Source organism: Allobosea sp. TAF32, from assembly GCF_052113585.1.
Lineage (GTDB): Bacteria > Pseudomonadota > Alphaproteobacteria > Rhizobiales > Beijerinckiaceae > Allobosea.
Genome location: NZ_JBFRDM010000004.1, coordinates 278,658 through 304,937, shown reverse-complemented (window position 1 = coordinate 304,937; position 26,280 = coordinate 278,658). Strand labels below are relative to the sequence as shown.

27 protein-coding genes and 1 pseudogene are annotated in these 26,280 nt (G+C 65.8%); 17 read left to right on the top strand and 11 right to left on the bottom strand.

Annotated features, from left to right (window positions below; translation table 11 throughout):
• Positions 1–69 precede the first annotated feature (69 nt).
• Genes AB4Z16_RS11440 through AB4Z16_RS11425 form a run of 4 tightly spaced genes read left to right on the top strand, consistent with a single transcriptional unit; the run spans position 70 to position 3,199 of the window.
• On the top strand, positions 70–945 hold the full coding sequence (locus AB4Z16_RS11440) for a glycine betaine ABC transporter substrate-binding protein (RefSeq protein ID WP_441511465.1): 876 nt from the start codon (positions 70–72) through the stop codon (positions 943–945).
• A gap of 24 nt (positions 946–969) precedes the next feature.
• A complete protein-coding gene (locus AB4Z16_RS11435) occupies positions 970–1,599 on the top strand; it encodes an ABC transporter permease (RefSeq protein WP_441511464.1) in 630 nt (209 codons plus the stop codon).
• Positions 1,599–2,234: an ABC transporter permease gene (locus AB4Z16_RS11430; protein ID WP_441511463.1), complete on the top strand. Its 636-nt coding sequence runs from the start codon at positions 1,599–1,601 to the stop codon at positions 2,232–2,234. The genes AB4Z16_RS11435 and AB4Z16_RS11430 overlap by 1 nt, the downstream gene beginning before the upstream one ends.
• A complete protein-coding gene (locus tag AB4Z16_RS11425) occupies positions 2,231–3,199 on the top strand; it encodes an ABC transporter ATP-binding protein (protein WP_441511462.1) in 969 nt (322 codons plus the stop codon). Before AB4Z16_RS11430 ends, AB4Z16_RS11425 begins: the two co-directional genes overlap by 4 nt.
• Positions 3,200–3,275: 76 nt before the next feature.
• Here the strand turns inward: AB4Z16_RS11425 and AB4Z16_RS11420 are convergent, their stop codons facing one another.
• Positions 3,276–4,499 carry an MFS transporter gene (locus tag AB4Z16_RS11420; RefSeq protein ID WP_441511461.1) on the bottom strand — a complete coding sequence of 408 codons (1,224 nt, stop codon included), beginning with the start codon at positions 4,497–4,499 and terminating at the stop codon, positions 3,276–3,278.
• A 342-nt stretch (positions 4,500–4,841) separates the two neighbouring features.
• On the opposite strand from AB4Z16_RS11420, the gene AB4Z16_RS11415 reads away from it, so the two are divergent.
• From AB4Z16_RS11415 to AB4Z16_RS11390, 6 genes are read left to right on the top strand one after another with little or no spacing between them, the layout of a single operon-like run.
• Complete coding sequence (locus tag AB4Z16_RS11415) at positions 4,842–5,879, top strand: ABC transporter ATP-binding protein (RefSeq protein WP_441511460.1); 1,038 nt, start codon at positions 4,842–4,844, stop codon at positions 5,877–5,879.
• A 54-nt stretch (positions 5,880–5,933) separates the two neighbouring features.
• The gene (locus AB4Z16_RS11410; protein ID WP_441511459.1) at positions 5,934–7,241 is read left to right on the top strand and encodes an ABC transporter substrate-binding protein; all 1,308 of its coding nucleotides are present in this window, start codon (positions 5,934–5,936) and stop codon (positions 7,239–7,241) included.
• Between the two features lie 19 nt (positions 7,242–7,260).
• Positions 7,261–8,139 (top strand): carbohydrate ABC transporter permease, encoded by an 879-nt coding sequence (locus AB4Z16_RS11405; RefSeq protein ID WP_441511458.1) that lies wholly within the window; start codon positions 7,261–7,263, stop codon positions 8,137–8,139.
• Entirely contained in the window at positions 8,136–8,978 is an 843-nt protein-coding gene (locus AB4Z16_RS11400) for a carbohydrate ABC transporter permease (RefSeq protein ID WP_441511457.1), read from the top strand. Before AB4Z16_RS11405 ends, AB4Z16_RS11400 begins: the two co-directional genes overlap by 4 nt.
• 16 nt (positions 8,979–8,994) lie before the next feature.
• Complete coding sequence (locus AB4Z16_RS11395; protein ID WP_441511456.1) at positions 8,995–9,837, top strand: endonuclease/exonuclease/phosphatase family protein; 843 nt, start codon at positions 8,995–8,997, stop codon at positions 9,835–9,837.
• Positions 9,834–10,658, top strand: a complete 825-nt coding sequence (locus AB4Z16_RS11390) for an inositol monophosphatase family protein (protein ID WP_441511455.1) — start codon at positions 9,834–9,836, stop codon at positions 10,656–10,658. Before AB4Z16_RS11395 ends, AB4Z16_RS11390 begins: the two co-directional genes overlap by 4 nt.
• A 75-nt stretch (positions 10,659–10,733) precedes the next feature.
• Here AB4Z16_RS11390 and AB4Z16_RS11385 read toward each other — a convergent pair whose 3' ends face one another.
• The 3 genes from AB4Z16_RS11385 to AB4Z16_RS11375 are packed head-to-tail and all read right to left on the bottom strand — an operon-like array spanning position 10,734 to position 14,169.
• Entirely contained in the window at positions 10,734–12,449 is a 1,716-nt protein-coding gene (locus AB4Z16_RS11385; protein WP_441511454.1) for an SUMF1/EgtB/PvdO family nonheme iron enzyme, read from the bottom strand.
• Between the two features lie 47 nt (positions 12,450–12,496).
• Positions 12,497–12,952, bottom strand: a complete 456-nt coding sequence (locus AB4Z16_RS11380) for a DUF4399 domain-containing protein (protein WP_441511453.1) — start codon at positions 12,950–12,952, stop codon at positions 12,497–12,499.
• Positions 12,949–14,169, bottom strand: coding sequence for a DUF4399 domain-containing protein (locus AB4Z16_RS11375; RefSeq protein WP_441511452.1), 1,221 nt, complete (start codon positions 14,167–14,169; stop codon positions 12,949–12,951). Before AB4Z16_RS11375 ends, AB4Z16_RS11380 begins: the two co-directional genes overlap by 4 nt.
• 209 nt (positions 14,170–14,378) lie before the next feature.
• On the opposite strand from AB4Z16_RS11375, the gene AB4Z16_RS11370 reads away from it, so the two are divergent.
• The 6 genes from AB4Z16_RS11370 (at position 14,379) to AB4Z16_RS11345 (ending at position 19,815) form a co-directional block, all read left to right on the top strand.
• Positions 14,379–15,833, top strand: coding sequence for a caspase family protein (locus AB4Z16_RS11370; RefSeq protein ID WP_441511451.1), 1,455 nt, complete (start codon positions 14,379–14,381; stop codon positions 15,831–15,833).
• A 53-nt stretch (positions 15,834–15,886) separates the two neighbouring features.
• Positions 15,887–17,062, top strand: a complete 1,176-nt coding sequence (locus tag AB4Z16_RS11365) for an OmpA family protein (protein ID WP_441511450.1) — start codon at positions 15,887–15,889, stop codon at positions 17,060–17,062.
• A gap of 136 nt (positions 17,063–17,198) precedes the next feature.
• Complete coding sequence (locus AB4Z16_RS11360; RefSeq protein ID WP_441511449.1) at positions 17,199–17,837, top strand: lysophospholipid acyltransferase family protein; 639 nt, start codon at positions 17,199–17,201, stop codon at positions 17,835–17,837.
• Positions 17,834–18,784: a phosphatidate cytidylyltransferase gene (locus AB4Z16_RS11355; protein ID WP_441511448.1), complete on the top strand. Its 951-nt coding sequence runs from the start codon at positions 17,834–17,836 to the stop codon at positions 18,782–18,784. The genes AB4Z16_RS11360 and AB4Z16_RS11355 overlap by 4 nt, the downstream gene beginning before the upstream one ends.
• Entirely contained in the window at positions 18,769–19,170 is a 402-nt protein-coding gene (locus AB4Z16_RS11350) for a hypothetical protein (RefSeq protein WP_441511447.1), read from the top strand. Before AB4Z16_RS11355 ends, AB4Z16_RS11350 begins: the two co-directional genes overlap by 16 nt.
• 3 nt (positions 19,171–19,173) lie before the next feature.
• Positions 19,174–19,815, top strand: a complete 642-nt coding sequence (locus AB4Z16_RS11345; RefSeq protein WP_441511446.1) for a CDP-alcohol phosphatidyltransferase family protein — start codon at positions 19,174–19,176, stop codon at positions 19,813–19,815.
• Positions 19,816–19,833: 18 nt separating this feature from the next.
• Here AB4Z16_RS11345 and AB4Z16_RS11340 read toward each other — a convergent pair.
• Positions 19,834–20,041 (bottom strand): annotated as a pseudogene (locus AB4Z16_RS11340) (ATP-binding cassette domain-containing protein); the annotation flags it as partial.
• A gap of 86 nt (positions 20,042–20,127) precedes the next feature.
• On the opposite strand from AB4Z16_RS11340, the gene AB4Z16_RS11335 reads away from it, so the two are divergent.
• Positions 20,128–20,508 carry a methylglyoxal synthase gene (locus AB4Z16_RS11335; protein ID WP_441511445.1) on the top strand — a complete coding sequence of 127 codons (381 nt, stop codon included), beginning with the start codon at positions 20,128–20,130 and terminating at the stop codon, positions 20,506–20,508.
• 98 nt (positions 20,509–20,606) lie between these two features.
• Here the strand turns inward: AB4Z16_RS11335 and sorB are convergent, their stop codons facing one another.
• The 6 genes from sorB to AB4Z16_RS11305 form a co-directional block, all read right to left on the bottom strand.
• Complete coding sequence (gene sorB / locus AB4Z16_RS11330) at positions 20,607–20,930, bottom strand: SorB family sulfite dehydrogenase c-type cytochrome subunit (RefSeq protein WP_441511444.1); 324 nt, start codon at positions 20,928–20,930, stop codon at positions 20,607–20,609.
• Positions 20,931–20,941: 11 nt separating this feature from the next.
• Entirely contained in the window at positions 20,942–22,159 is a 1,218-nt protein-coding gene (gene sorA / locus AB4Z16_RS11325; RefSeq protein ID WP_441511443.1) for a SorA family sulfite dehydrogenase catalytic subunit, read from the bottom strand.
• Between the two features lie 83 nt (positions 22,160–22,242).
• Complete coding sequence (locus tag AB4Z16_RS11320) at positions 22,243–23,040, bottom strand: anti-sigma factor family protein (protein ID WP_441511442.1); 798 nt, start codon at positions 23,038–23,040, stop codon at positions 22,243–22,245.
• The gene (locus AB4Z16_RS11315) at positions 23,030–23,551 is read right to left on the bottom strand and encodes an RNA polymerase sigma factor (protein ID WP_441511441.1); all 522 of its coding nucleotides are present in this window, start codon (positions 23,549–23,551) and stop codon (positions 23,030–23,032) included. The genes AB4Z16_RS11320 and AB4Z16_RS11315 overlap by 11 nt, the downstream gene beginning before the upstream one ends.
• Positions 23,552–23,632: 81 nt before the next feature.
• Positions 23,633–24,670: a YeiH family protein gene (locus AB4Z16_RS11310; RefSeq protein WP_441511536.1), complete on the bottom strand. Its 1,038-nt coding sequence runs from the start codon at positions 24,668–24,670 to the stop codon at positions 23,633–23,635.
• Between the two features lie 228 nt (positions 24,671–24,898).
• A complete protein-coding gene (locus AB4Z16_RS11305) occupies positions 24,899–25,801 on the bottom strand; it encodes a GNAT family N-acetyltransferase (protein ID WP_441511440.1) in 903 nt (300 codons plus the stop codon).
• Positions 25,802–26,280 lie beyond the last annotated feature (479 nt).

Below are 26,280 nucleotides of genomic sequence, written 5' to 3'. Positions count from 1 at the left end.
GCGCTATCGCTTGCACCGGCCGCCCCGCTTGCTAGCCTGTCATCCACCGACGCTCAGGAGCTTACCGCCATGCGTCCCATCTCCATGCTCTTCGCCGCTGCCGCGCTCATCGTCTCATCCGTGACGGCCGTCACGGCCCAGACCATCAAGATCGGCTCGAAGAACTTCACCGAGCAGTTCATCGTGGCGGAGCTTTATGCCGCCGCGCTGGAGAAGGCCGGCTTCAAGGTCGAGCGCAAGATCAATCTCGGCGGCACGCTGGTCGCGCATGAGGCTCTGAAGAGCGGCGCGATCGATCTCTATCCGGAATATACCGGCACCGGCTTCAACGCGGTGATGAAGGCGACGACGACCGAGACGGATCCCGAGAAGGTCCGTCAGATCGTCAAGGCCTACTACGAAAAGGAGTTCAACCTGACCTGGCTGAAGCCGTCGAACATCAACAACGGCTATGCGATCGTGGTCCGGCCGGAGACGGCCAGGGAATACAACCTCAAGACCCTCAGCGATCTCGGCAAGGTCGCGAACAAGCTCAGTCTCGGCGCCGGCACCGAATTCGTGGACCGGCGCGACGGCCTCGCCGGGCTGAAGGAGGTTTATGGCGCCGAGTTCCGCGAGTTCAAGCAGTTCGCAGCGTTGCGCCTGCGCTACGACGCGCTGACGCAGAAGCAGGTCGACATCGCCAACGGCTTCTCGACCGACTGGCAGATCGCGGCCGAAAAGTTCGTCGCGCTCGACGACGACAAGGGCCTGTTCCCGCCCTATTTCCTGGCGCCTGTCGTTCGCCTGGACATCGCGAAGAACGAGAAGGTGGTCGCGACCCTGGAGCAGGTGAACGCGCTGCTCGACAACGCCGTGATGCAGGAGCTCAACCGGCAGGTCGAGGTCGACAAGAAGGAGCCGCGCACCGTCGCGGCGAACTTCCTGAAAGCCAAGGGTCTGTAAGCGTTCGGCCCCGGCGGTCCTCTCATGACCTGGACGATCGAGAACTACGACCGCCTGCTTCTCGCGCTCTGGGAACATATCCAGCTCGTGGGAACCGGCCTCCTGATCGCGCTGGCGATCGGCCTGCCGCTCGGCGTCTTGTCCGCGCGGCGCCCGCGTCTGGCGCTCGGCGTCCTCCTGGTCGCCGGCGGGCTCTACACCGTGCCGGCCCTGGCGATCTTCGCGCTGCTCATTCCCTATCTCGGCCTCGGCTTCTGGCCGGCCATCGTGGCGCTCGTCGCCTATGCGCTCCTGATCATCATCCGCAACACCGCGACGGGCTTGCGCGAAATCCCACCGGACATCCTCGATGCGGCGGATGGCATGGGCTACGGCAAATGGCGCCGCCTCTTCGCCATCGAATTGCCGCTGGCGCTGCCGGTGATCATCGCCGGCATCCGCATCACCGTGGTGACTCAGGTCTCGGTCGCCACCGTCGCCGCCTTCGTCAATGCCGGCGGGCTCGGCGACATCATCTTCCAGGGCATCACCCAGGACTTCGGCGAAAAGGTCGTGATCGGCGCCGTCGTCACCTCGGCGCTGGCGATCTTCTGCGACGAGAGCCTGCGCAGGTTCGAGGTTTGGGTGCGCGCCCATCAGGCGGAGCAAGCCTGATGTTCGGCTGGATCTCGGCACATCCGCAGAGCTTCGTCTCCGCGATCCAGGACCATCTCTGGCTGAGCGCGACATCCCTCGCCGCCGTGCTGCTGATCGCCCTGCCCGGCGGCCTTGCCCTGACCCGTCATCGCAGCTGGGCTCAGCCCGCCATCGCGCTCGCCAACATCCTGAGGACCGTGCCTTCGCTGGCGCTGCTCGTCCTCATGCTGCCCGTCCTGGGAACGGGTTTCCCGCCCTCGGTCGTGGCGCTGACGCTCTATGGCCTGCCGGCCCTGCTGCTCAATACCTATACCGGAGTGACCGGGGTCGATGCCGACATCGTCGACGCGGCGCGCGGCCAGGGGCTGTCCGATGCCCAGTTGCTGAGGCGGATCGAGATCCCCCTCGCTCTGCCCGTGATCTTCGCCGGCATCCGCACCGCGGCCGTCCAGATCGTCTCGGCTGCGACGCTGGCCGCGTTCATCGGGGGCGGCGGGCTGGGCGAGCTGATCACCAGCGGCATGGCCAACTTCAATTTCCCGCAGCTGATCGCCGGGGCCGTCGCGGTCGCAGCCCTGGCCTTCGGGACGGAGATTTTCTTTGCGGGCCTCGAGCGGCTGACAACCCGCCGCCTGCAAACGGAAAGCGCATGACAATCCGGCTCGAACAGATCAGCAAGCACTTTTCCGGCGCAGCGCGCCCGGCCATAGACGGGCTCGATCTCACCGTCGAAACCGGCAAGCTTTGCGTCCTGATCGGCCCGTCCGGCTGCGGCAAGACCACGACGATGCGGATGATCAACCGGCTGATCGAGCCGAGTTCAGGCCACATCTTCGTCGGCGACCGCGACGTCACCCAGGCAGACCCGGTCGAGCTCAGGCGCCATATCGGCTACGTCATCCAACAGGTCGGGCTGTTCCCGCATATGACGATCGCCGAGAACGTGGCGACCGTGCCGAAGCTGCTCGGCTGGGACACCTCCCGCATCAGGGCTCGCAGCGAGGAGATGCTGGCGCTCGTCGGCCTCGACCCGGCGCAGTATCTGCCGCGCTACCCGCGCCATCTCTCGGGCGGGCAGCGCCAGCGCGTCGGCGTGGCGCGGGCTCTGGCCGCCGACCCGCCGGTGATGCTGATGGACGAGCCCTTCGGCGCGGTCGATCCGATCGCCCGCAGCCACCTCCAGGATGAGTTCCTGGCGATCCAGAAGCGGCTGAAGAAGACCGTGATCTTCGTCACCCACGACATCGACGAAGCCATCCGCATGGGCGACGTCGTCGCGATCATGCGCGACGGCAAGCTCGTCCAATACGACACGCCCGATCGTCTGCTCGCCGCACCGGCCGACGATTTCGTCGCCGATTTCGTTGGCGCCGACCGGGCGCTGCGCCGGCTCTCACTGGTCAACGCCGCCGACGCCGTCGAGCCGGGCTATGCTTCCGATGGTTTCGAGCTTCCCGGCTCCCTTCCGCTCCGGGGAGTGCTGTCGGCGCTGCTCGCGGAAGGCCGCGACGCCGCGACCATTGTCGACGAGCACGGTCGGCCCATTGGTCAGGTCACGCTGGCGGCGCTGCGGGCGCGCTGTGCCGGTCACCCCATTGCCGCGAGCGAAATGACCTGAATGAGTGCGGCGCAGGGATCGGTCGGGAGCCGACCGTTGCGGAGGTCAATGCCGGACGAGCTCAGCGCAGCCTGCATCAATGCGCCGGCCGCGCCCCGGCGGTGTCGTGGAGACGCGGCAGGAACCAGGCGAGGAGGCCGACCAGCGGGATGAAGGAACAGATCCTGTAGACCGTCTCGATGCCGAGGATATCCGCGAATCCGCCTAGCAACGCCGCCGCCAAGCCGCCGAGCCCGAAAGAGAGCCCATAGAAGAAGCCCCCGACGAGCCCGACGCGGCCGGGAAGCAATTCGAGCGCGTAGATCAGGATCGCGGCGAAGGCGCTCGACATGATCAGGTTGATCACGACGGTCAGAACGCCCGTCCAGAACAGATCGGCATAGGGCAGGATCAAGGTGAAGGGCAGCGCGCCCAGGATCGAGAACCAGATGATCTTGTTGCGGCCGATGCGGTCGCCCAGCATGCCGCCGCCCAGAGCGCCCACAGCCGAGGAGGCGAGGAACAGGAACAGCATGACCTGCGAATTCTGCACGGAGATGCCGAACTTGCCGATCAGGTAGAAGGTGTAGAACGAGGTGAAGCTCGCGGTATAGGCGTTCTTCGAGAAGAGCAGCACGATCAGGATCGTGATGGCGAAGGCGACCGAGCGGCGGCCGGGCCGGGCGGGCCGGGCGCCTGATGTTGCAGCGGGCTTGGACGGACGCGCACGGTCCAGCCGGGCATAGCTCGACGCCGTCCAGATCATCAGCATCATCGCGACGAGCGCCGCAACCGAGAACCAGGCGAGGCTCCCCTGCCCGCGCGGCACGATGATGAAGGCAGCAAGCAGCGGTCCGAGCGCGCCGCCTGTCTGCCCGCCGACCTGGAAGATGCCTTGCGCAAAGCCGTGCTGCCCACCGGAGGCGTTGCGCGCCATCCGGGTCGCCTCCGGGTGAAAGATCGACGAGCCGATGCCGACGCAGGCTGCCGACAGGAGCAGAAGCCCGTAGCTGCCGGCATAGGAGAGGCCGATCAGCCCGGCCAGCGTGAAGCCCATGCCCGCAACCATCGAATAGGGCATCGGGTGCTTGTCGGTATAGAGGCCGACGGCCGGCTGCAGCAGCGAAGCAGAGACCTGGAAGGTCAGCGTGATCAGGCCGATCTGGCCGAAGTCGAGGCGATAGGCCTCCTTGATGATCGGATAAATCGCTGGGATCAGCGACTGGATCATATCGTTGAGCAGATGCGTCACGCTGAGCGCGATCAGCACCGGCATCATGGCACGCTGAGGCAAGGAGGCGGTCTGTGCGCTGGTGGTCATCGCGGAGCCTTCCAGCACGCGCGGCCGGAACGATTCCTAACCGGCATGCAGAATGCGCTCTAGACGATCTCCGGGACGCAAACAATTTCGTAAGCCGGCGTCACGGCGATGCAAATAATGCATGCGCCAGCCACAAAGCGGCCGCATGGAGCGGACCCTGGACCTCCAACGCTGCGCGCGCAGCGCGAGCCTCCCGTTTCCCCCGCGCAGGAACGTGTGGTCAGGCTTGGCGCCGCTCTTGTCTCCGCATGAATTTTATCTTCAAGTTCGGCCCGTCACCTAGCCGACAGTCGCAACGTCCAGCGTCGGCACGATATGGATTGCTGGGACGGCGGGTTGCGAATGGTTTCGGTAGAGCTCAAGACCGTTTCGAAGAGCTGGGGCGGAGCCGCGGCCGTCGATGCCATCAGCTTCACCGTCGCAGGCGGCAACCTCGTCGCGCTGCTCGGCCCTTCCGGCTGCGGCAAGTCGACAACCCTCAGGCTGATCGCCGGGCTTGAGGACACCAGCAGCGGCACGATCTCGATCGGTGGCCGCGACGTCACGCATGCCTCGCCCTCGCGACGCGGCATCGCCATGGTGTTCCAGAACTACGCGCTGTTTCCGCATCTGAGCGTGGCCGAGAACATCCTGTTCGGGCTCAAGGTCCGCAAGGTCTCCCGCGCCGAGCGTGACGAGCGCCTGGCCCGCGCCGCCTCGATCCTCGGGCTCTCCGCCCTACTCGAACGCAAGCCCTCCCAGCTCTCCGGCGGCCAGCAGCAGCGCGTCGCACTGGGCCGCGCCATCGTCGCCGAGGCCCCGGTCTGCCTGATGGACGAGCCGCTCTCCAATCTCGATGCCCAGTTGCGCGTCGAGATGCGCCGTGAAATCCGGGAGCTGCAGCAACGCCTCGGCATGACCATGGTCTATGTCACGCATGATCAGATCGAGGCGATGACGATGGCCGATCAGGTCGTACTGATGCGCAACGGCAAGATCGAGCAGGACGCCCCGCCCGATGTGCTCTACGAGAACCCCGAGACGATCTTCGCGGCCCGCTTCGTCGGTACGCCGCCGATGAACGTGCTGCCGCTCACCGCCGTGCAGGGGCGCGGCGGCGCGCTGACCCAGCCTGTTGGCCTCGATCCGGCGGGGCTTGCGGTCGGCATCCGCCCGGAGATGATCGAGATCGGCGACAGCGGCGTCGCGGCAGAAGTCGTCGCGGTCGAATATCTCGGCTCGGACACGCTGATCGAGACCCGCGTCGACGGCCATTCCTTCATCGTCAAGCGCCCCGGCAAAGTGCGTGTCACAGCCGGCGAACAGATCTACATCACGTTGTCACAATCGGCGCTGCACTGGTTCGATCTGGCGTCGGAACGAAAGGTGGTTCGGGACTGAACCGGCCGCGCGAGTCGGACGCTCGAACCATCCCAGCAAGGGAGAGAGGACATTATGGACAGGCGTGAATTCCTTGGCGGCACCGCCGCTCTCGCGGGCGCGACCGCCCTGCCCGGCATCGCCCGCGCGCAGAGCACCGAGCTTTCCTTCTTCTACCCGGTCGCCGTGGGCGGGCCGATCACCAAGCTCATCGACGCCTATGCCGCCGGCTTCGAGAAGGAGAATCCCTCGGTCAAACTGAAGCCGATCTATGCCGGCACCTATCAGGAGACCATCGTCAAGGCGCTGACCGCGCACAAGAGCGGTAATCCGCCGGTGCTCTCGGTGCTGCTCTCGACCGACATGTTCACGCTGATCGACGAAGAGGCGATCGTTCCCTTCGACGACTTCGTCAAGACCGACGAGGACAAGAAGTGGCTGGCCAGCTTCTTCCCCGGCTTCATGGAGAACAGCCAGACCGGCGGCAAGGACCCTAACGAAAAGAAGACCTGGGGCATCCCGTTCCAGCGTTCCACGGTGGTGCTCTACTGGAACAAGGAGCTTTTCAAGGAAGCCGGGCTCGACCCCGAGAAGCCGCCGAAGACCTGGGCCGAACAGCTCGAGTTCGCGCAGAAGCTGACCAAGCGCGACGCCGCCGGCAACGTCACGCAATGGGGCATCCAGATCCCATCCTCCGGCTTCCCTTATTGGCTGTTCCAGGGCCTTTCGACCCAGGCCGGCGCAATCCTCGCCAACGCCGCGGGCGACAAGACCGACTATGCCAATCCAGGCGTCGTCGAGGCCCTTCAGTACTGGGTCGACCTCGCGCAGAAGTATAAGGTTCACCCGCCCGGCATCGTCGAATGGGGCACCACGCCGCGCGACTTCTTCGAGAAGAAGGTCGCGATGATGTGGACCACCACCGGCAACCTCACCAATGTCCGCGCCAATGCCAAGTTCCCCTTCGGCGTCGCGGTTCTGCCGGCCGGCAAGAAGCCGGGCAGCCCGACCGGCGGCGGCAATTTCTACCTGTCGAAGAAGGCGACCAAGGCCGAGCAGGAAGCCGCCTTCAGGTTCGTGCGCTGGATCACCACGCCCGAGCGCGCCGCCCAGTGGAGCGCAGATACCGGCTATGTCGCGGTGACACCGGCCTCCTACGAGACCGAGGCGATGAAGAAATACGTCGCCGATTTCCCGCAGGCGCTGGTCGCGCGCGACCAGTTGCCGAGCGCGGTCGCCGAGCTCTCGACCCATGAGAACCAGCGCGTCACCAAGGCGCTGAACGACGGGCTGCAGGCCGCGCTGACCGGCACCAAGACGCCGCAGAAGGCGATGGAGGATGCCCAGGCCGAGGCCGAACGCATCCTGAAGCCGTACCGCTGACCCGGACACCGAACTCTCGATGACGAACCGCGCGACCGCGACCATTCATGGCTGGCTGCTCCTGCTGCCCGCCATGGCGTGCCTGGCCCTGTTCACGCACTGGCCCGCGGTCGCGAGCTTCATCGAGAGCTTCTATTCGACCCCGAAAGCGCGCCGCCCGGCGCGCTTTGTCGGGCTCGACAACTATCAGCAGATGCTGGCCGACCCGATCTTCTGGAAGGCGCTGAGCAACAATTTCTGGTTCGCGCTCGGCACCATCCCGACCTCGATCGCGCTGGCGCTGCTGATGGCGGTCTGGGTCAACGACAAGATCGCGGGGCGGACGCTGGTCCGCATGGCCTTTTTCACGCCGACGATCCTGCCGATGATCGCGGTCGCCAATATCTGGCTGTTCTTCTACACGCCGCAATACGGGCTTCTGGAACAGATCATCGGCCTGTTCGGCGGCCGCTCGACCAACTGGCTGGGATCGCAGGACACCGCGCTCTACGCCATCACCGTCGTCGCGATCTGGAAAGAAGCCGGCTTCTTCATGATCTTCTACCTCGCGGCGCTGCAGGCGATCCCGCCCAGCCTCGGCGAAGCGGCTGCGATCGAAGGCGCCTCGCGCTGGACTTTCTTCCGGCGCATCCAGTTCCCGCTGCTGATGCCGACGACGCTGTTCGTGCTGATCAACGCAGTGATCAACGCCTTCCGCATGGTCGACCATATCGTGGTGATGACGCGCGGCGGGCCGGACAACGCCACCACGCTGCTGCTCTACTACATCTATCAGGTCGGCTTCGGCTTCTGGGACACGGCCTACGCGGCGACGCTGACCTGCGTGCTGCTGGTGCTGCTCGCGCTGGTCGCGTTCGTCCAGTATGGCTGGCTCGAACGCAGGACGCACTATCGATGAGCGCCCCGACGCGCACAGACCCTTACGCGCCCAAAGGCTTCTCGCTCACGCTGGAATCCACCGGCGCGATCCTGCTCGCACTCATCTGGGTGCTGCCGCTGGCCTATGCCGTCTGGGCCGCGTTCCACCCGGCCGAATACACCACGCGCTTCGTACTGACTGCGCCGCTGACGCTGGACAATTTCACCCGCGCCTGGGCCGCGGCGCCCTTCGCCCGCTATTTCCTCAACACCTTCATCCTGGTCACCATGATCCTCGCCTTCCAGCTCGTGCTGGGGACGCTCGCAGCCTATGCGCTGGCGCGGCAGGATTTCTGGGGCCGCGACGTCGCCTTCGTGCTGATCCTGGCGCAGCTGATGATCATGCCGGACGCGCTGATCGTCGAGAACTACCGCACGCTGGCCAAGGTCAACCTGATCGACACGATCCCGGCGATCGCCCTGCCCTACATCGCCTCGGCCTTCGGCATCTTCCTGCTGCGGCAGACCTTCAAGACCGTGCCGAAGGAACTGGACGACGCGGCGCGCGTCGAGGGTGCGAACCCGCTGCAGGTGCTGATGAGGGTCTATGTCCCGCTCGCGAAGCCGACCTACATCGCCTACGGCCTCGTTTCGGTCAGCTATCACTGGAACAACTTCCTCTGGCCGCTGCTCGTCACCAATTCGGTGGAGTCACGGCCGCTGACTGTCGGCCTGCAGGTCTTCTCCTCGGCAGACCAAGGCATCGACTGGGCGATCATCTGCGCGGCGACACTGATGACCTCGGCGCCGCTGCTCGTCGGTTTCCTGCTGTTCCAGCGCCAGTTCGTGCAGAGTTTTATGCGCGCGGGCATCAAGTGACATCGAGGCTGATCCGTTGAAGCTGATCACCTGGAACATTCAGTGGGCACGCGGCGTCGACGAGCGCGTCGATCCACGCCGCATCATCGACCACGCCCGGCAGATGGCCGATTTCGACGTGCTCTGCCTGCAGGAGGTCGCGGCCAACTTCCCCGACCTCGACGGCAACGACCGCACCGACCAGTTCGCCCTGTTCAGCGAGCTCCTTCCCGGCTTCACCGCGATCGAGGCTGTTGGCGTCGATGTCCCGGATGGCGAGGGCGGGCGCAAGCGCTTCGGCAACCTTCTGCTGACGCGGTTGCCGGTAGCGCAGGCGCTGCGCCACCTGTTGCCCTGGGAAGCGGCGGCGACGCGCAACATGCCGCGCGTGCTGGTCGAGGCGATGGTCGAGACACCCTTTGGGCCGATCCGGGTGATGACGACGCATCTTGAATATTCCTCTTCCATGCTGCGCACCGCGCAGGTCGAGGGCATCCGGCAGGTTCACCGCATGGCCGCTGCGCGACAGGCGACGCCGCGAGCGCCCGGTCCGCACACCTATGCTCCGACGCCTAACGCCGCGAGCGCGATCCTGACCGGCGATTTCAACATGCGCCCGGATGATGCCGGGCTGGCGCAGTTGCTCGCGCCGTTCGAGGGCGATGTGCCGCCGCTGGTCGATCTCTGGCCGGTTCTGCGCGGCGACGCGCCGCATCCGCCATCGGCCTTCATCTGCGACCAGACCTACGGCCCGCCCGGTTGCCTCGATTATGTGCTGGCGACGCCGGATCTCGCCGCACGGGCGCGCTCCATCGTCTACGACGTCGAGACGCGGGCCTCGGACCACCAGCCGATCCTGGTCGAGTTCGACCTCGGATGATCTTCACCCGGCAGGACCACGACCGGCTCCATGCGATCCTGAGCGAGGCGGCTCGCCGCGAGGTGATGCCGCGCTTTCGCCGGTTGGCTGATGGCGACATCCGCGCCAAGCAGGCACCCGGCGATCTGGTGACGGAGGCCGACGAGGCGGCCGAGCGCTTCATCTGCGCCGAGCTGGCGAAGGCCTTTCCGGGCGCGGCGCTTGTCGGCGAGGAGGCGGTGACCAAGGACCCCGCCCTACTCGGGCAATTGGCCGATGCCGATCTCGCCTTCGTCATCGATCCGATCGACGGCACGCTCAATTATGCCAGCGATCTCTCGCTCTTCGCGGTGATGGCAGCCGTCATCGTCAAGGGCGAGATCGCCGCCGCCGTGATCCATGATCCGGTCGCGGATGACAGCGCCATGGCGCTGCGCGGCGAAGGTGCATGGCTAAGGCGTGCGGATGGCTTCAGCCGCGACCTACGCGTCGCCCCGGCCGTCCCGACGCGGCACATGAACGGCATGGCGAGCTGGCAGTATTTCCCGGAGCCGATGCGCGGCACGCTTCCGGGCCGCTTCCCGGCCTTCCTCGAAGTCGGGTCGCTGCGCTGCTGCGGCCAGGAGTACCGGCTGGCCGCTGCGGGACGCTGCCAGTTCCTGCTCTACGGCGTCCTCAACCCCTGGGACCACGCGCCGGGCGTGCTGCTCTACGGCGAAGCCGGTGGCCATGCACGACTGCTCGATGGCCGGCGCTATTCCGCAACCGAGCGCCCGGCCGGGCTGCTCTGCGCGCCCGACGCGGAAAGCTGGAAGGAAATCCGCCGGATTCTGCTCGACTGAACAGCGCCCGCCCATGATCAGCGGGCCTACAGGCACTTTCCGAACGAGCCATCCCATCCGCGATTTCGCCGCTGGTCAGAGATCGCGCGCCACGCGGAAGCCGTTTGTATAGAAGCGCACATCGGCCTCGTATTTGAAGCGGGCGGCCGAGCGCAGATAGCGTGGATCGTTGTTGAAGGAGCCTCCGCGCAGCACGCGCTCGCGGCAGCCGGGCACCACATAGGCGCTGCCGTCGCGCGGTGCATTGCGATAACTTTCGCTCCAGCAATCCGCGACCCATTCGGCCGCATTGCCGGCCATGTCGTAGAGGCCGAGGGCATTGGGCGGATACTGGCCTGAAGGGACGGCGCTCCGGAGTGGCCGATCATTGCAGCCCAGGCAATTCGCGCGGTCCTTTTCCACGGTCTGGCCCCATGGATAGGTCGTCGTCGTGCCGGCGCGAGCCGCATATTCCCATTCGCTCTCGCTGGGCAGCCGGTAGCGCTTGCCGGTCTTGGCCGAGAGCCAAGCGAGATAGGCGTTGGCGTCGTTCCAGTGAATATCCGTGACGGGGCGCTTGCCGCGCCCAAGGCCGCGATCGTCGGGCCGGTAGTTGCAGCCGCCCTCGCTGACGCAGCGGTCCCATTCATCCAGGCTGATCTCGCGCGTGCCGAGATAGAAGCCGCGAATGGTGACGGGGTGAACCGGCTTCTCGAACTCATAGAGATCGTTCGAGCCCATCTGGAAGGAGCCGGGCGGTATCGCCGTCAGCTCGGGGCAGTCGCTGCAATCGCGGATCGGTCCGGTCTTCGGCGCCGGTGCGGCAGGCGTTGCCGCAGCCGGGGGCGGAGCGACCGAGGCTGCAGACACCCCGGGCTTGCCCCGGTAGAGTTGCTCGCGGGTGCGCGCCAGCGTCGAAAAGCGGCCATTCGGATAGGCGTCGAGATAGGCGCGGTACTCGCTGGCATTCTCGCTGTTGCGGATCGATTCCCAGAAGGCGAGTTCGAAGGCGTCCGGCGAGGCGTCGGGTCCGGTCGGTGGCAGGATGACGGCGCGGCTCGCCTGCGCCACCGCAACGGGCTGGCCGACAGGTGTCACCACCAGCCCCTTCGGCGGTTCGGATGAAAGCCAGATCTGCTGGCTGCGCCGGCTCGCCCGCGCCACCGCGTCGCGCACGCGGACGACAGCCGCCGCCATGTCGAGACCGGGCGTGCGGATCGCCTTCAGCCATTCCTCGACCGCGTGGTTCCCGCGGGGCCCGGAATCCGCGACCGTCTTTCCCGGCGAGGCCGTGAACATCACCGCGACGGTCTCGAGCGGCTCGGTCGCGCGAAGGCCCCTGCCCCGCGCCTGCCAGGGATTGTCGCGGCTGGCGTCGATCAGCACGAGGGCGCTTGACGGCTTGGCGATGATCAGCGGGTCGATCACCTCGTCGAGATCGACCGCGTCCTGCACAGGGTTAGGCGACATCGGCACGATGAAATTGCGGTCGCGCTGCTGCACGGCATGGCCGGAATAGAAGACGACGGCCTGCGCACCGGGCCGCAGCTTGCCGGCAAATTCGGCGATGGCCTGCCGCGTCTCCGCACGGGCGCCGTTCTCGATCGCGATCACCTCGAAGCCGCCGTCGCGCAGGGCCGCAGCGACCGCCCGCCCCTCTGCCGGCGCCTGCGCGACGGCGGCGTCGGGGTAGGTGCCGTTGGCGATCACCAGCGCGATGCGGGCGGGCGGCGCAGCCTCCTGCGGCAGGGCGGGACTGGCCGCAAGCGCGATGAGCGGCACGGCGAGAAGGAAGAAGCGCAACCAGTCCATGCTTGGCGACCATTCGTCATCGGCGGCTGGCTGGGGCCGCCGCGGGCTCAGCGAACATAGATCGTGATTTTCTTCGACATCACGGGCGGATCATGCGGCGTATGGGTGTGATCTCCGACCAATAATTGCAGCGTATGAGGCCCTTTCGGCAAGGTGACGACAACCTCCGTTTGACCGTTGCCAAGATGGATATTGTTGTAGTCGGACGGAATCGGCTGGTCCGGCGGGCCGGGATCGGTGTCGATCAGCAGATGATGATGGCCTGTCGCCGCGTGCTCGACGCCGGCAGGCGCGACGCCCATGTTCCGCAAGCCGATGCGGACCGTGAAGCGCTCAGGCACGCGCAATCCGTCGAGCGGGTAGTGGAAGTAGACCTCCGCGCCGGGGGGCGCCTTCTGCCGCGTTGCGGCCTGTGCCAGCGCGTCTGTCGGCTGGAAGAGGCCGGCCATCGCATAAGACCAGACTGCCAGGAGCACAGCGATGCCAGGGCGCGAACTTGTCATCGACGCCTCGCGGGTTTGCCGCCGCCGGGCATCACGATCACGGTGATGCGCTCCGACATGACCGGCGGATCGTGCGGCACATGGTTCTCGTCCGCGAGCAGGAGCTGCAGCGTGTGCTTGCCCGGCAACAGGGTGATGCGCCGCTCCGTCTGGCCGCCGCCGAGATGGATATGGTTGAGGTCCGAGGGGATGGGCTCGTCGAGCGCCGGGGTCGCGACATCGACCAACAGGTGGTGGTGCCCGGTGTTCGGCCTGGCGACGCCGGCAGGCGCCACACCCATGTTGCGCAAGCCAAAGCGGATCGTCGAGGTCGGGAAGATCGTCTCGCCATCCTTCGGATAGATGAAGTAAACCGCCGCGTCGTTGGGCGAAGCTGTGCGCGGACGCCCGCCTCCGGCCGCCGGGGCAGCGGGCGCCGCGGGGCCGACCTGCGCGGTGTCGACAACGCGCACCCGGATCCGCTCGGACATCACCGGAGGGTCATGCGGGACATGCTCGTGATCGCCCAGGAGGAGCTGCAGCGTATGCTCGCCAGGTGGAAGCGAGAGCTCCACCTCGGTCTGGCCACGCCCGAAATGCAGGTGATTGAAATCGCTGGGAATCTCGCGATCGAGCGGCGGAACCTCCGTATCGACGAGCAGGTGGTGATGGCCACCATTGGGGCTCATCGTGCCGGCCGGCGTGATGGCGATGCCCTCGACGCCGAAGCGGATCTTTGCATGCGCCGGAATCGTGGCGCCGTCCTTGAGGTCGATGAAGAAGACACGGGCACCGGGCGCAGCGGCGGAACGCGGCTTCTCGGCCGGATCGGCCGCGACCTCGACGGTGATCCGCTCGGACACGACCGGAGGGTCGTGCGGCACATGATTATGGTCGGCGAAGAGAAGCTGGAGCGTGTGCCGGCCGGGCGTCAGCGCGATCTCGGCCTCGGTCTGCCCACCGCCGAAATGGATATGGTTGAAGTCGCTCGGGATCGGCTGGTCGAGCGGAGGAAGTTCGGTGTCGATCAGCAGGTGATGGTGCCCGGCATTGCGTCTGGGCTGCCCGGCGGGCGCGACCTCCATGCCGCTGATCGCAAAGCGGACCGTGAACTTGCCGGGGACGCGGTCGTTATTGGCGAGCCCCACGAAGCTCAGCCTCGCAGTTGCCGGCGCCGGGCTGCGCTGCATCGCACGCGCCTGCGCCATCGCCCCGCCGATCGGAAGAGCAACGGCCAACGCCCATGCCAGAGCCGCCGGTACCAGGGCGGGTATAAGGCGCGGCGCCCTCGATGGCATCGACGTCTCCCATCCACGAGACGAACACTGCGAGGCTACCAGCGCGGCTGCGCCCCAGCAAGCGGAACACTCGGCGCTTACGTAGCTGGAGCGGCTTTGTTCTGGAGTCCGGCGAAGTCATGCGTTAGCCTCACGCGGGGAAGGCGGTCATGATCCTCATCGCCAGACTTTGCGGGCTGGTCATGCTCATGCTGACGGGGCTGGCCATGGCGGCGCCGGTTCCGGAGCGCCGTGTCGCGCTCGTCATCGGCAATTCCAGCTATCGCAACGCCCCCGCCCTGCCGAATACGGTCAACGACGCCCGCGACATGGCCGGGGCACTGCGCAAGGTCGGCTTCGAGGTGATCGACGGCATCGATCTCGACAAGCGCGGCATGGATGCGGCGCTCACGCGCTTCGCCCGGCTGGCGCAGGACGCCGATGCCGCGATGTTTTATTTCGCCGGCCACGGCTTCCAGTTCAACGGCGAGAACTACCTCGTGCCGGTCGAAGCCAAGATAGAGGACGAGGTCGGCGTCCAATATGAGACGACGCGGCTGAACGACGTCGTCACGGCGCTGAACTTCGCCAAGGGCGTCAAGATCATGGTGCTGGACGCCTGCCGCAACAACCCCTTCGTCAACCAGCTCGCCAAGAGGCAGGCGACGCGCGGCTTCTCTGTCAGCTCGGGCCTGGCGCCCGTGGCGCGGGCGCAGGGCATGGTCATCGCCTATGCGACGCAGGCCAACGACGTCGCCGCCGACGGCGCCGGCCGCAACAGCCCGTTCACGGCCGCGCTGGTGCGCGAGATCGACCAGCCAGGCCTGGAGGTGGCGACGCTGTTCCGCCGCGTCCAGAAGAGCGTCTACGATGCGACCTCCGGCCGGCAGACCCCTGAGCTCTCGCTGTCGCTGCTCGGCGATTTCTACCTCAACCGTGAGGAGACCGATGCCGATATCTGGCAGCGCATCCGCTCCAGCGACGAGCCCGGCGTGCTCCGGGATTTCATCCAGCGCTATCCGGCGAGCTTCTTCGCCATCGATGCGCGCACGCGTCTCGACCTGATCGAGCGCCGCTCGCTCGCGACGAATGAACGCGACCGGCTGGTGCGCGAGTTCGCAGAGCGCGAGCGCGCGCTGCTGGAGCGTGTCGAGCGAGCCGAACAGGGGCGCCAGCAGGCCGCGACCGATCTTGCCCGGCAGGAGCCCGACGAAGCGGTCCCGCCGCCGCCACCTGCGAGCGGGGACAGCACGCGGGCGAGGCCGGCTCCTATCCAGCCCAAGCCACCGACCGGGGACGCTGCCGAACGCTCCCGTCTCGCCGACGAACTGGCCCGGCGCGAGAAGGAACTGGCTGCGCTCGAAACCGAGAAGCGGCGCCTGGCTGAAGAGCGCCGCAATGTCGAGCAGGCGCTGGCGGCGCGGCTCGGCACTCTGACGCCCTCGCCGGCCGACCGGTCGGCGCAGCCGCAGGCCGTGCCGGCAAGTGCGCCGCGCCCGGCCGAGCGCCGTGCCGATCCGGCAGCCGGCGCGCCGGCCAAGACGAATTGCGGCGAACTCCTGCTCCGCGCCCAGCTCGGCGATCTCACGCCGGCGGCGCGCGAGCAGCTTCAGCAATGCCGCTGAGCGGCGTGGGACCAGGTGAGGCGAAAGCCGGCACGCACAGGGAGGAATGGAGCATGTCGATCGCCGCGCGCCTCGGCCGAATTTTGACTCCGCTGACGCTTCTGGCGAGCGCGGCCGCCTGGGCACAATCGCCGCCGCCGCCCACGCCGGCGCCTTTCCAGCAAGCGCTTCAGAAGGCTGCCGACGACCTCTTCGGCAAGGCCGCGCTCACTGAACAGCAGATCGATCTCGTCATCGACCCGCTGATCGACGCTGCCTCCGGCTCGCAATCCAGCGCCACGCGCACGATGCAGCAGACGCTGATCGAGATCATCGGCAAATCCTATCCGCGCTTCACTGTCCGCGCCTTCGATAGCGAGGCGCTGGCGCGCAAGCCTGTCGTGCTGGTCGGCACCTTCACCGCCGTCAACAACCAGGGTGCGGCGGACGGCCCGCGGGACGCCTATCGGATCTGCCTGACGCTGGCGGATCTGAAAACGAACAGCGTCGTCTCGAAGGGCGTGGCGCGTGCCCAGATCGAGGGCGTCGACGTGACGCCGACCCCATTCTACCGCGACTCGCCGCTCTGGGCGCAGGACCAGGCCACCAACGCCTATATCAAGACCTGTCAGGGCACGAAGCTCGGCGAGGCGATCGATCCGGCCTATGTCGAACGGTTGACGGCGAATGCCTTGGTCAATGACGGCATCCTTGCCTATGAAGCGCAGCATTTCCGCGAGGCGCTGGCCTATTATCGGGCCGCGCGCAAACTGCCTGGAGGCGAGCAGCACCGGGTCAGGATCGGGACCTACCTCGCCGCCACAAAGCTCGCGCGGCGCGACGACATGGTCGATGCCTTCGGCGACCTCGTCGATTACGGGCTGGGGACCAACCAGTTGATGGTGAAGCTGCTGTTCAAGCCCGGCACCACCCAGTTCATCGACGATCCGCGGATCACCGAACCCTATCCGATGTGGCTGAGCCAGATCGCGACGCATGCCCGTCAGAAAGGAGCCTGCCTGGAGATCGTCGGGCACACCTCGCACACCGGGCTACCGCAGGTGAACGAGCGCCTTTCGACGCTGCGCGCCCAGTTCGTCATGGATCTGCTGCTGACCGGCGCCCCGGATAACCGCAACCGCATGATCGCGACCGGGCGCGGCTTCAAGGAAAACCTCATCGGAACCGGCAAGGACGACAGCAGCGACGCGCTCGACCGGCGGGTGGAATTCAAGGTGATCGGCTGCTGACGACGTCCTTGCAGCGCCGGATATTCGCGACATTGATCCGTGCGCTGCTGCGAGGCCATTTTCCGACTTCGAACAATATCGACAGCGCCGGAATTGAACGCTACCTCAGCGGTGGGGCGGCAATCGGGGCTAAGACATGCATGAAGCATGGATCAGATTGGCGGGCACGCTGATCCTGTTCTTCGCCCGCTTCCTGACCGCCGTCCGCGGACGGTGGGTAGGTGTGGCCCCGGCCGCCGAGCAGCGGATCTATTATGCCAATCATGCGAGCCATGGCGATTTCGTCCTGATCTGGACCGTTTTGCCGCGCCGCATGCGATTTGAGACGCGGCCGGTCGCCGGGAGCGATTACTGGCTGAAGAGCCGCATGAGGCGCTTCATCGGTTGCGATGTCTTCAACGCCGTTCTGATCGATCGCGACCGCGCGAGCCGCACATGTGATCCGATCGCCCAGATGACAGAAGCGTTGAATGCCGGCTCGTCCCTCATCGTCTTCCCGGAAGGCACGCGCAACACCACGGAGGCCCCGCTCCTGCCGTTCAAGAGCGGGCTGTTCCACCTGGCAAAGGCGCGGCCGGACGTCGTCCTCGTGCCGGCCTGGATCGACAACCTCAACCGCGTCATGCCCAAGGGCGAGTTCGTGCCGATCCCGCTGATCTGCACCGTCACCTTCGGCGCGCCGCTCCGTCTTGCCGATGCGGAAACGAAGCAGGATTTCCTGGCAAGAGCCGAAGCCGCGTTGCTCGCCCTGTCCCCCAAGGCGAACGCGTCATGACGATGCCGCATCCCGATCTGGTGGCCGTGCTCGCCGGCATCCTCGGCGTCCTCGTCCTCGCCTCCGCTATCGGCTTCGTGCTGCAGCGCAGATTCTCGCCGGACGGCTCTAACGCCGTGGTCGAGAACCTCAACGACCGCATCCGGGCCTGGTGGGTCATGGTCGTGCTGATGGCGCTGGCGCTGATCGGCGGCAAGACCGGCGTGACGCTGCTCTTTACTTTCTGCTCCTTCGCAGCCCTGCGCGAGTTCATCACGCTGATCGATACGCGCCGGGCCGACCACTGGGCGCTGGCGGCCGCCTTCTTCGTCGTGCTGCCGGTGCAATACTACCTGATCTGGATCGAATGGTACGGGCTCTACTCGATCTTCATCCCGGTCTACGCCTTCCTGCTGATGCCGATCATCGCGGCTTTGCGCGGCGACACCGACCATTTCCTCGTGCGCATCGCCGAAGTGCAGTGGGCGCTGATGATCTGCGTGTTCAGCACCTCGCATGTGCCGGCGCTGCTGAACCTCGACATCGCCGGCTATCAGGGACGCAATGTCCTGCTGATCGCCTTTCTGGTCATCGTCGTGCAGATCAGCGACGTCCTGCAATATGTCTGGGGCAAGCTTTTGGGCCGCACCAAGATCGCGCCGAAGCTCTCGCCCTCGAAAACCGTCGAGGGCTTCGTCGGCGGCGCGCTTAGCGCGACCGCCGTCGGCGCCGGTCTCTCCTGGATGACGCCCTTCACGCCGCTCCAAGCCGCCTTCCTGTCGCTGGTGATCGTTCTGATGGGCTTCTTCGGCGGGCTCGTCATGTCCGCGATCAAGCGCGACCGCGGCGTCAAGGATTGGGGCCATCTGATCGCCGGCCATGGCGGCTTCATCGACCGGCTCGACTCGGTCGTGTTCTCAGCCCCGATCTTCTTCCATCTGGTCCGCTACGGATGGTCGGCCGTATGACCCGGCCGATCGCACGCCTGATGCGCAGCAGCATCGTCCATGTCGCCTTTGCCTTCCTCGCCATGGGGAGTTGGGCGGCCTTCGCCAACCGCGGCCATGCGATGCCGGCTCCGCTCCAAGCGGGGCTGATCCAGGGTGCGCTCTCGGCCTCGATCACGCTCGTCCTGAAGCGATGCATCGAATATCTCGCCGGCCGCTTCACCGGCCTCGCCGCGCTTCTGGCGCCGCCCTTGATCGCCGGGCTCGTCTCCGCAAGCGTGCTGACCGTCATCCACACGATCGGCGGCACGCCCGAGATCGCAAGGACGATCGCCGTGCCCCTCACCGTCGCGACGAGCTACGCCGCGCTCTACAATTATTCGCTCTGGCGTATCGGGAAGGCCTGAACGATGGCGCAGGACGAGAATCGACGCCCGCTCGCCAGCCGCGATTCCGGCTGGGCCCGCTCCATCGCCCGACGGCTGAGCGCTGCCGCTATCACGCCGAACCAGATTTCGATGGCGAGCATGGTGATGGCGGCTTTCGCCGGCATCACCTTCTGGCAGGCGGGCGCGGCGGAGGCCGGCCCACGCGCCGCCCTGCTCCTGGCCGCCGCCCTGTTCTGTCAGCTCAGATTGCTGTGCAACCTGTTCGACGGAATGGTGGCCATCGAAGGCAGCAAGCAGGAGCCCGATGGGCCGTTCTGGAACGAATTCCCGGATCGCGTTGCCGATATCCTCATTCTCGTCGGCGCCGGTTGCGGGGCTGGCGTGCCGGCCCTGGGCTGGGCGGCTGCCGGTTTTGCCGTGCTGACCGCGTATACGCGCGAACTCGGCCGCGCCTGCGGGCTGCCGGCCGATTTCTCGGGCCCGATGGCCAAGCAGCACCGCATGGCGACGATCACCGCGGCGGCCCTGCTGTCACTGCTGGAACCGCTCTGGCGCGGCCACAACGAGGTGCTGATTATCGCTCTCTGGCTCATAGCCGCCGGGGCCGCCATAACCGCAATCAGGCGAGCCATGAGTGTCGCACGAGGTTTGCGCGCACGCTGAAAGCTCGTGACCCGGCGCGGCGTCGAGATTCGAGAGAGGTTCGTCGAGGAGCAGGACCCTTCCGCTCGTAGACGAGGGCACGGCAGATCGCGACGCGCTGCTGCTGGCCACCGGACAACGGGTCGGGATAGCGTGCGGCAAGAGCCCGAAGTGCGCCATATCTCCTGGGAAGGATTTCCAAAGCGCTGTTTACGCGGCGGACGAGCTCGACGAGACTGCGAAGCTTCTGATCCTCCGCTCCGGCCGCAGCGACAAGCTTCGTGTTGAAACCGAAGTCGAGGAACTCAAGCGCGTCTTCGGGGGCTGAGCGCCATGTCTCTCACGATCGGTATGGTGGCCCATGACAGCAAGAAGCCGGATCTTGCGGCCTGGGCCGTACAGCATGCCGGCTTGATCGCGCGCCATACCGTGGTCGCGACCGCGACGACTGGTGGCGTGTTGAAGTCCTCGCTTCCCGATCTCACTATCCGCCTCGTCAAAAGCGGCCCGCTTGGCGGCGATCAGCAGGTTGGGGCGATGATTGCGCAAGGCGAATTGGACGTCCTTCTGTTCTTTCCGGATCCCCTCGCCGCCCAACCTCACGACGTCGACGTGAAGGCATTGCTGAGGCTGGTCCTGGTGTACGATATCCCGGCCGCCTTCAGCCCCAGCACGGCGAGCGCCCTCGCACGATCCGGGCTTTTCGATCGGTAACGACGACCAGGCGCAGAAATGGCGGCCCCGCAAAGGGCCGCCAGTTCGATAGGGACAATCCGTGGCTGGAAGCAGACCCCGGCGCAGCTCCGCGTCGGTCAGTAGGTCTGGCCCAGATATTCTGCGATGGCCTTGGCATCCTTGTCGTCGATGGGAGCCTTGTAGACCTTGATCATCTTCTGGACCTCGGCGTCCCAGAAGGCCTGCCCCTTCTTGCTCGGCTGATAATTGACGTAGTCGGCCGAGTGGCAAGCCATGCAGTTGTTTTTGGCGGCCTCGAAGCCCGGCTCGGCGCCGGGTTTGAGCGCGGCCGTCTCTTCCGGCAGCTTATAGGTCTTCGGAGCCGCGAGCGCGGTTCCGGCAAGAGTGCATGCGAGGATGAATGCGGCGCCGAACGCGCGCGGGCGAGTGATCGTCGTCATGACATTCTCCCTCACGCGGCCATGACGCGCGTCGTTTCGACGACGTTGCGCAGATAGCCGGACGGGTTCCAGAGCGGCTGCATCGGCTGGGTCTGCCCCTTGGCGTTGGTCGCCTTGACCATCAACTTCTGCTCGCCGGATGCGACGGAGACGTCCGCCTTCCATTCGCGGAAGGAGTACTTGCCGAGATCGTGCCCGAGGCCAGCCTTGACCCAGGTCTGGCCGCCATCGCCGGAAACCTGGACTTCGGCGATGCCGGAACCGCCATCGAAAGCGATGCCGCGCAGCGCAAGTCTACCAGCCTTGACCTTGGCCCCATCCAGCACATTAGTGATGAACGAGCGGACGGTGAATCGGTTGATTGGAATCGTCGCCACGGGCGCCTTTCCAGGCTCGACGCAGGCGCAGTCATTGTCGGGGATCCGGTAGGCCGTTTTCATCCAGAAGCTGTCGAGCTCCTTGTCCAGCACGGTGATCTCGTTCAGGTGCTTGACCCAATAGGTCCCGTAATAGCCCGGCACGACCAGGCGCAGCGGATAGCCGTTGAGCCAAGGCAGGTCGGTTCCATTCATGGCATAGGCCAGCATGACTTCGCCGTCGCGGGCATGGTCGAGCGCGAGCGCCTTCGTGAAATCGGGCGTATCGGGCGCAACCGGACCGTCGAGGCCGTCGAAGGAGACCTGCACCGCCCCTGGTTGGACACCGGCTCGCTCCAGGACGGCCTTGAGCGAGACGCCGCGCCAGCGCGCGTTGCCCATGGCGCCGTTTCCGAGCTGGCCGCCGGCGACCCGGGGCTCGACGAAGCCGCGGCTGTTGCCGGAGCACTGGTTGACCGCGACGACCTCGACCGCAGGGAAGCCGCTCTTCAACTCGCGCAGCGACAGCGAGAGCGGTTTGGACACCTTGCCCTTCACCTCGAGCCGAAACGTTTCCGGGTCGATCTCCAGCGGAATGTCGGCGAGATGGTAGCGAACGAAGAAGGCGTCGTTCGGCGTGACCACGCCGTCATTGAAGACCGAGAATGGCGTCTCGAGCTGCGGCGGGCGGGCTGTCTGCTGAATCAGCGGGCGTTTGCCCGGCACTTTGACGAGTTCGCGCTCGCCATTCTGGAAGGGCAATTTGACGGTTTCGGCGGCCAGGGCCGAGAAGCGCGATCCAGCGATCGCGGCGGCTCCCAGCCCCAAAGCCGCACGGCCGGCAGATGTGAGCATCTGTCGTCTGTTCAACATGGCGTTTCTCCCGAGGACACACTCCTCTGGAGATTGAGACGCATCAGAGCGTCGATCTATTCCATATCAAGGAAAGAAAACGGTCAGGCGCCGCAGGGCTGACCGATATTCGGCACGTCCCTGAGAGCCGCGACCTGCTCGTCCGTCGGCTCCAGCTTCTGACGGATCAGATTGGCGATGACATCGGCGAGGCGATCGAGCCGCGCGGGATCCATGCCGCTGCTCATCAGCGCGTAGTCGGCGCCGACCGTGCTCCAGGCGCGTATGCGCAATTCATCGCGATCGCTTTTCACCGGCGTCGCACCCCAGCGTCCGGAATGCGGCGCCATCCAGAGCCCGAGCCGGCAGCCATGGGGGCCGCGATAGCCCGCGAGCAGGCCGCCATTGCCGGAGGTCGGATCGAGCGAAAGATAGCTGAGCTCCAAGCCGGAGGCCCGCAAATCCGGAAGGTGTCCGCTCTGCGCTGCGGCGAGATCCACTCGCACGCGTCGCTCCGGCATTTCCGGCTGACCTTCTGCTATCCAGTGGCGATGAGCTGACATCGCGGCTGCGAGCCCTCCGTCAGGAGCTTTCGCCGAGCCGGAGAGCAGGGCGAGGAAACCGATGCAGGCCGCGAGCGCCAGAGCGGCGGCGACAGGCAGGACCGCTCGCGAACGGCGCCGGGGCGGCAGCATGAATGCGGGCGGCGCCATTTCGGGAGGCAAGCGGCGTGCGACGGCGCGCAGCCGCGACAGCGTTGCCACACGCTCGGCCAGCCGTGGGTCACAGGCGATCGCCGCCGCAACCTCGGCCGCTTCCTCCGCAGAAAGCTCGTCGTCGACATAGGCATTCAGCCTATCGAGGGAAACTCCGCCGTCCCCGGCCGATTCCTCACCGTGCATGACGGCGGCGCCTCGACTGGAGGGGGCGCAGATTCTCGCGCTCGATGACGGCCAGCAATGCCTGCCTCGCCCGGCTCAACCGGCTCATGATCGTCCCTTGCGGCACCCCGAGAATAGACGCGACCTCGCCATAGCTGAAGCCCGCCAGATCGACCAGTTCGACGATCTCGCGGTGGTCGGGCGGTATCCGCTTCAAGGCCTGCCGAACGGTGATTTCGGCGATAAGGCTGTCATCATAGCGATGGTCGAAGCCAGGGCCCTCCTCCAGCGCTCCGCTTTCGGGCACATCAGGGATGTGGCGCGCGCGGCGATAATTGTCGATCCAGGCATTGCGGACGATCTTGAACAACCAGGCGCGAACGGCTTCAGGGCGAGGCTGAGCACCCGAGCTCCCGAGTGCCTTGAGAGCGCAGGACTGCACCAGATCCGCGGCAGCGTCGGGATTGTCGGTCAGGCGGAGCGCATAGGAAAAAAGGCTCTTCCAGTTGCTGCGCAACGCTTCTTCGATCATCGCTCGCAGGGTGACACCTCCCGAACCTGATGCCGTGTCGCTCCCGCTGGCAGTGACGCCGCCGGGAGCCTCGATGCAGACCTACGAGATGCCCAGCAGCCGGATCAGACCGACGCTGACCGCGGCAAGCGCGAGCAGAGAGAGCGAAACCGCAGCTGTTACGCTGCGGCCGGCCCTGGCAACCGCGCGGATGTCGACGCCTAGGCCCAATGCGGCCATCGAGATGATGGTGAGGATGGTCGCAGTTTGAGCGATAGGGCCAAGTGCGGCCTGCGGGATACCGCCGTGCGAACGGAGCGCCGCCATCGCCAGGAAGGCGATGATGAACCAAGGGACGAGCTTGTGCACGGGCACGCCGCGACGGGGCTGGTTCTCTGCGGTGAGGTTATTCGCCTTGGCCTGCGCTCGGCTGCTCAGAATTGAAAGGACGACGACGACCGGTCCAAGCATCAGCACGCGCACGAGCTTGACGAGCGTGCCGATCTGGACGCTTGCGGCCGCTACCGGCGCCGTTGCCGCGAGAACCTGCGGGACGGCGTAGACGGTGAGGCCAGCCAGCACCCCGTATTGGATGTCCGACAGATGCAGCAGCGGCACCAGCAGCGGCAGGCCCAGCACCACCAGGACGCCCAGCACAGCTGTGAATGCAATGGACGATGCAACGTCGTGACCGCTTGCGCCGATCACGGGCGCCACCGCCGCGATGGCCGAGTTGCCGCAGATCGAATTGCCGCAGGCGACCAGGACCGCCATGCGCTTGGGCAGGCCGAGCATGCGTCCGATCAGAAAGCTGACGGCAAGCGCGACGGCGACGACTGCGGCGATGCCGACGATCAGGCTCGGGCCGGCTGCGATGATGGCCTCGGCATTGAGCGACGCGCCGAGGAGCACGATCGCGATTTCCAGAACCGTCTTTGACGAGAACGCGATTCCCGGCAGCCAGAACTTCGACGGGGTCCAAAGGGTCCTCACCGTGGTTCCGAGCAGGATGGCCAGCACGAGAGCTTCCAGCCACGCACGCCCCGTAAAATGCGCTTCCAGCACTTCAAGGCCGTAGGCCGCAGCACTGATGAGCACGCAAAGCCCGAAGCCAGGCAGAAGTTGCCCGGCTCGCAGCATCGGCGAACGGAAGGGTCCGGAAACGTCATTCATGGATGGGGGCGCCAAGGATTAGAAAAACTCTTTCTCTGTGGCACCATCTTTTAGAAAAACGATCCAAGCAAACGCATTCAATCGAACGTTATGATCTACATCGCCGAACATTTGCGCTGGCCCCCGCTGCGGTGAGCGACCCCGAACGACCATCCGTCTGCCGCGATGACACAGGTCGCACCGAGGCCCTGGCAATCACATGAAGCCTGGGTTTCGCGGCAGATACTGCGTCCAGCCGCCATAGCCGGGCGACGCTATCAGCAGCATGGGAAAGCTGATACGCATGCCTTGTTTCACTGCAAGGCTTAAGACGCTGTCGCAGGTACCTGGCAGAAAAGCGGAAATCTTCTCGACAGAGCTATCTGCCGCCAATCGCAACGCCGTCGAGAAGGCATCGCGAAGAATGCCAGACCTCGTGACGGCGAGCGGCCCGATATGCCCGCTGGCGCTGATATAGGCGTAGCCGACGCATTCGCTGCCGGCGTGGAGCAAGACACCCCCGACCGCCGCGTCATTGAGCAGGTGGCGATGATGCTTTTCCCGCGAGATGCCGATGGCGCTTGAATCGATCGCGGCGAGCTTCTCCATGGTAGCAGCGCTGTCGTCGATCGCCGCGGCTCGCAATCGCGGCTCCGGCAACGCCTGCGCCACCCGATCGCGCGCGGCGTTGAACAAGTAGACCGGCATCCTGGGAAAGAGCCCGTGCCGCATATACAGGCCCTGCGAGACGCGATTGAAGGTGAAGGTAATCAACGCCTTGTGAGCCGCCCCTGATTTCCGGGCATGCTCCATGGTTCGTTCCAACAGCTCGTTTCCGATGCCCTCGCCCTGTCGGGCCGGATCGACGAAGAGCTGGGCCAGGAACCAGACATCCCCACAAACCCAGCTCCAGGCAAAGCCCAGCATCGCGCGGCTATCCTCAGCGACCCACAGGCCATCGGGGTCGTCTTCGAGCGAAAACAGCTGAAAGCTCGGGGGGCTGGCCGACGCCATGGGGCCGAAGCCATGACGAATAGTGAGTTCGTTGATGCTGGCCACCACCAGAGCATCGGCAGCTGCCAGATCGTTCGCTCGAGCTGGCCTATAAACAAGCGACATCGTGTCACTCCGGCACAGATTTCCAAGATTGAGAGCGAGCAACCATATCGACCATAGCAGTCTTCACGATTGCGGTCTCGCGCACCGCGAAACCCGCCTGCCGCATCCCGGATCGCGAGATCGGCGCGGCAAACCGCATAAGTGGTGCCCGGCGCCGCCCGGCTGCCTCATCGCGCGGGCCGAATTCAGTTGAATGCAGGGTCATTTGCGACCATGCTTGCTGCAGGTCTTGCGAATCGCAGCCCGTGCACGGCAGCCGCAGCAAGGCAATGATGGCACCACCGCCACGATGGCACGCGTGATGCATCATATCGTCAGGGCGCTAGGCCGCCGCCTGCAGCAGAGATGTCGGCCGCCCGAACGCTTGACTGCCCCGACGGCGCAGCGCCGTTGTCGCAGCAGCCGTTCAGGCACTGGACAGGAACTTGCACGACTATCATCTGTTGGATGTTGAGGGCCGTCGTCGAGGAGACCACCAA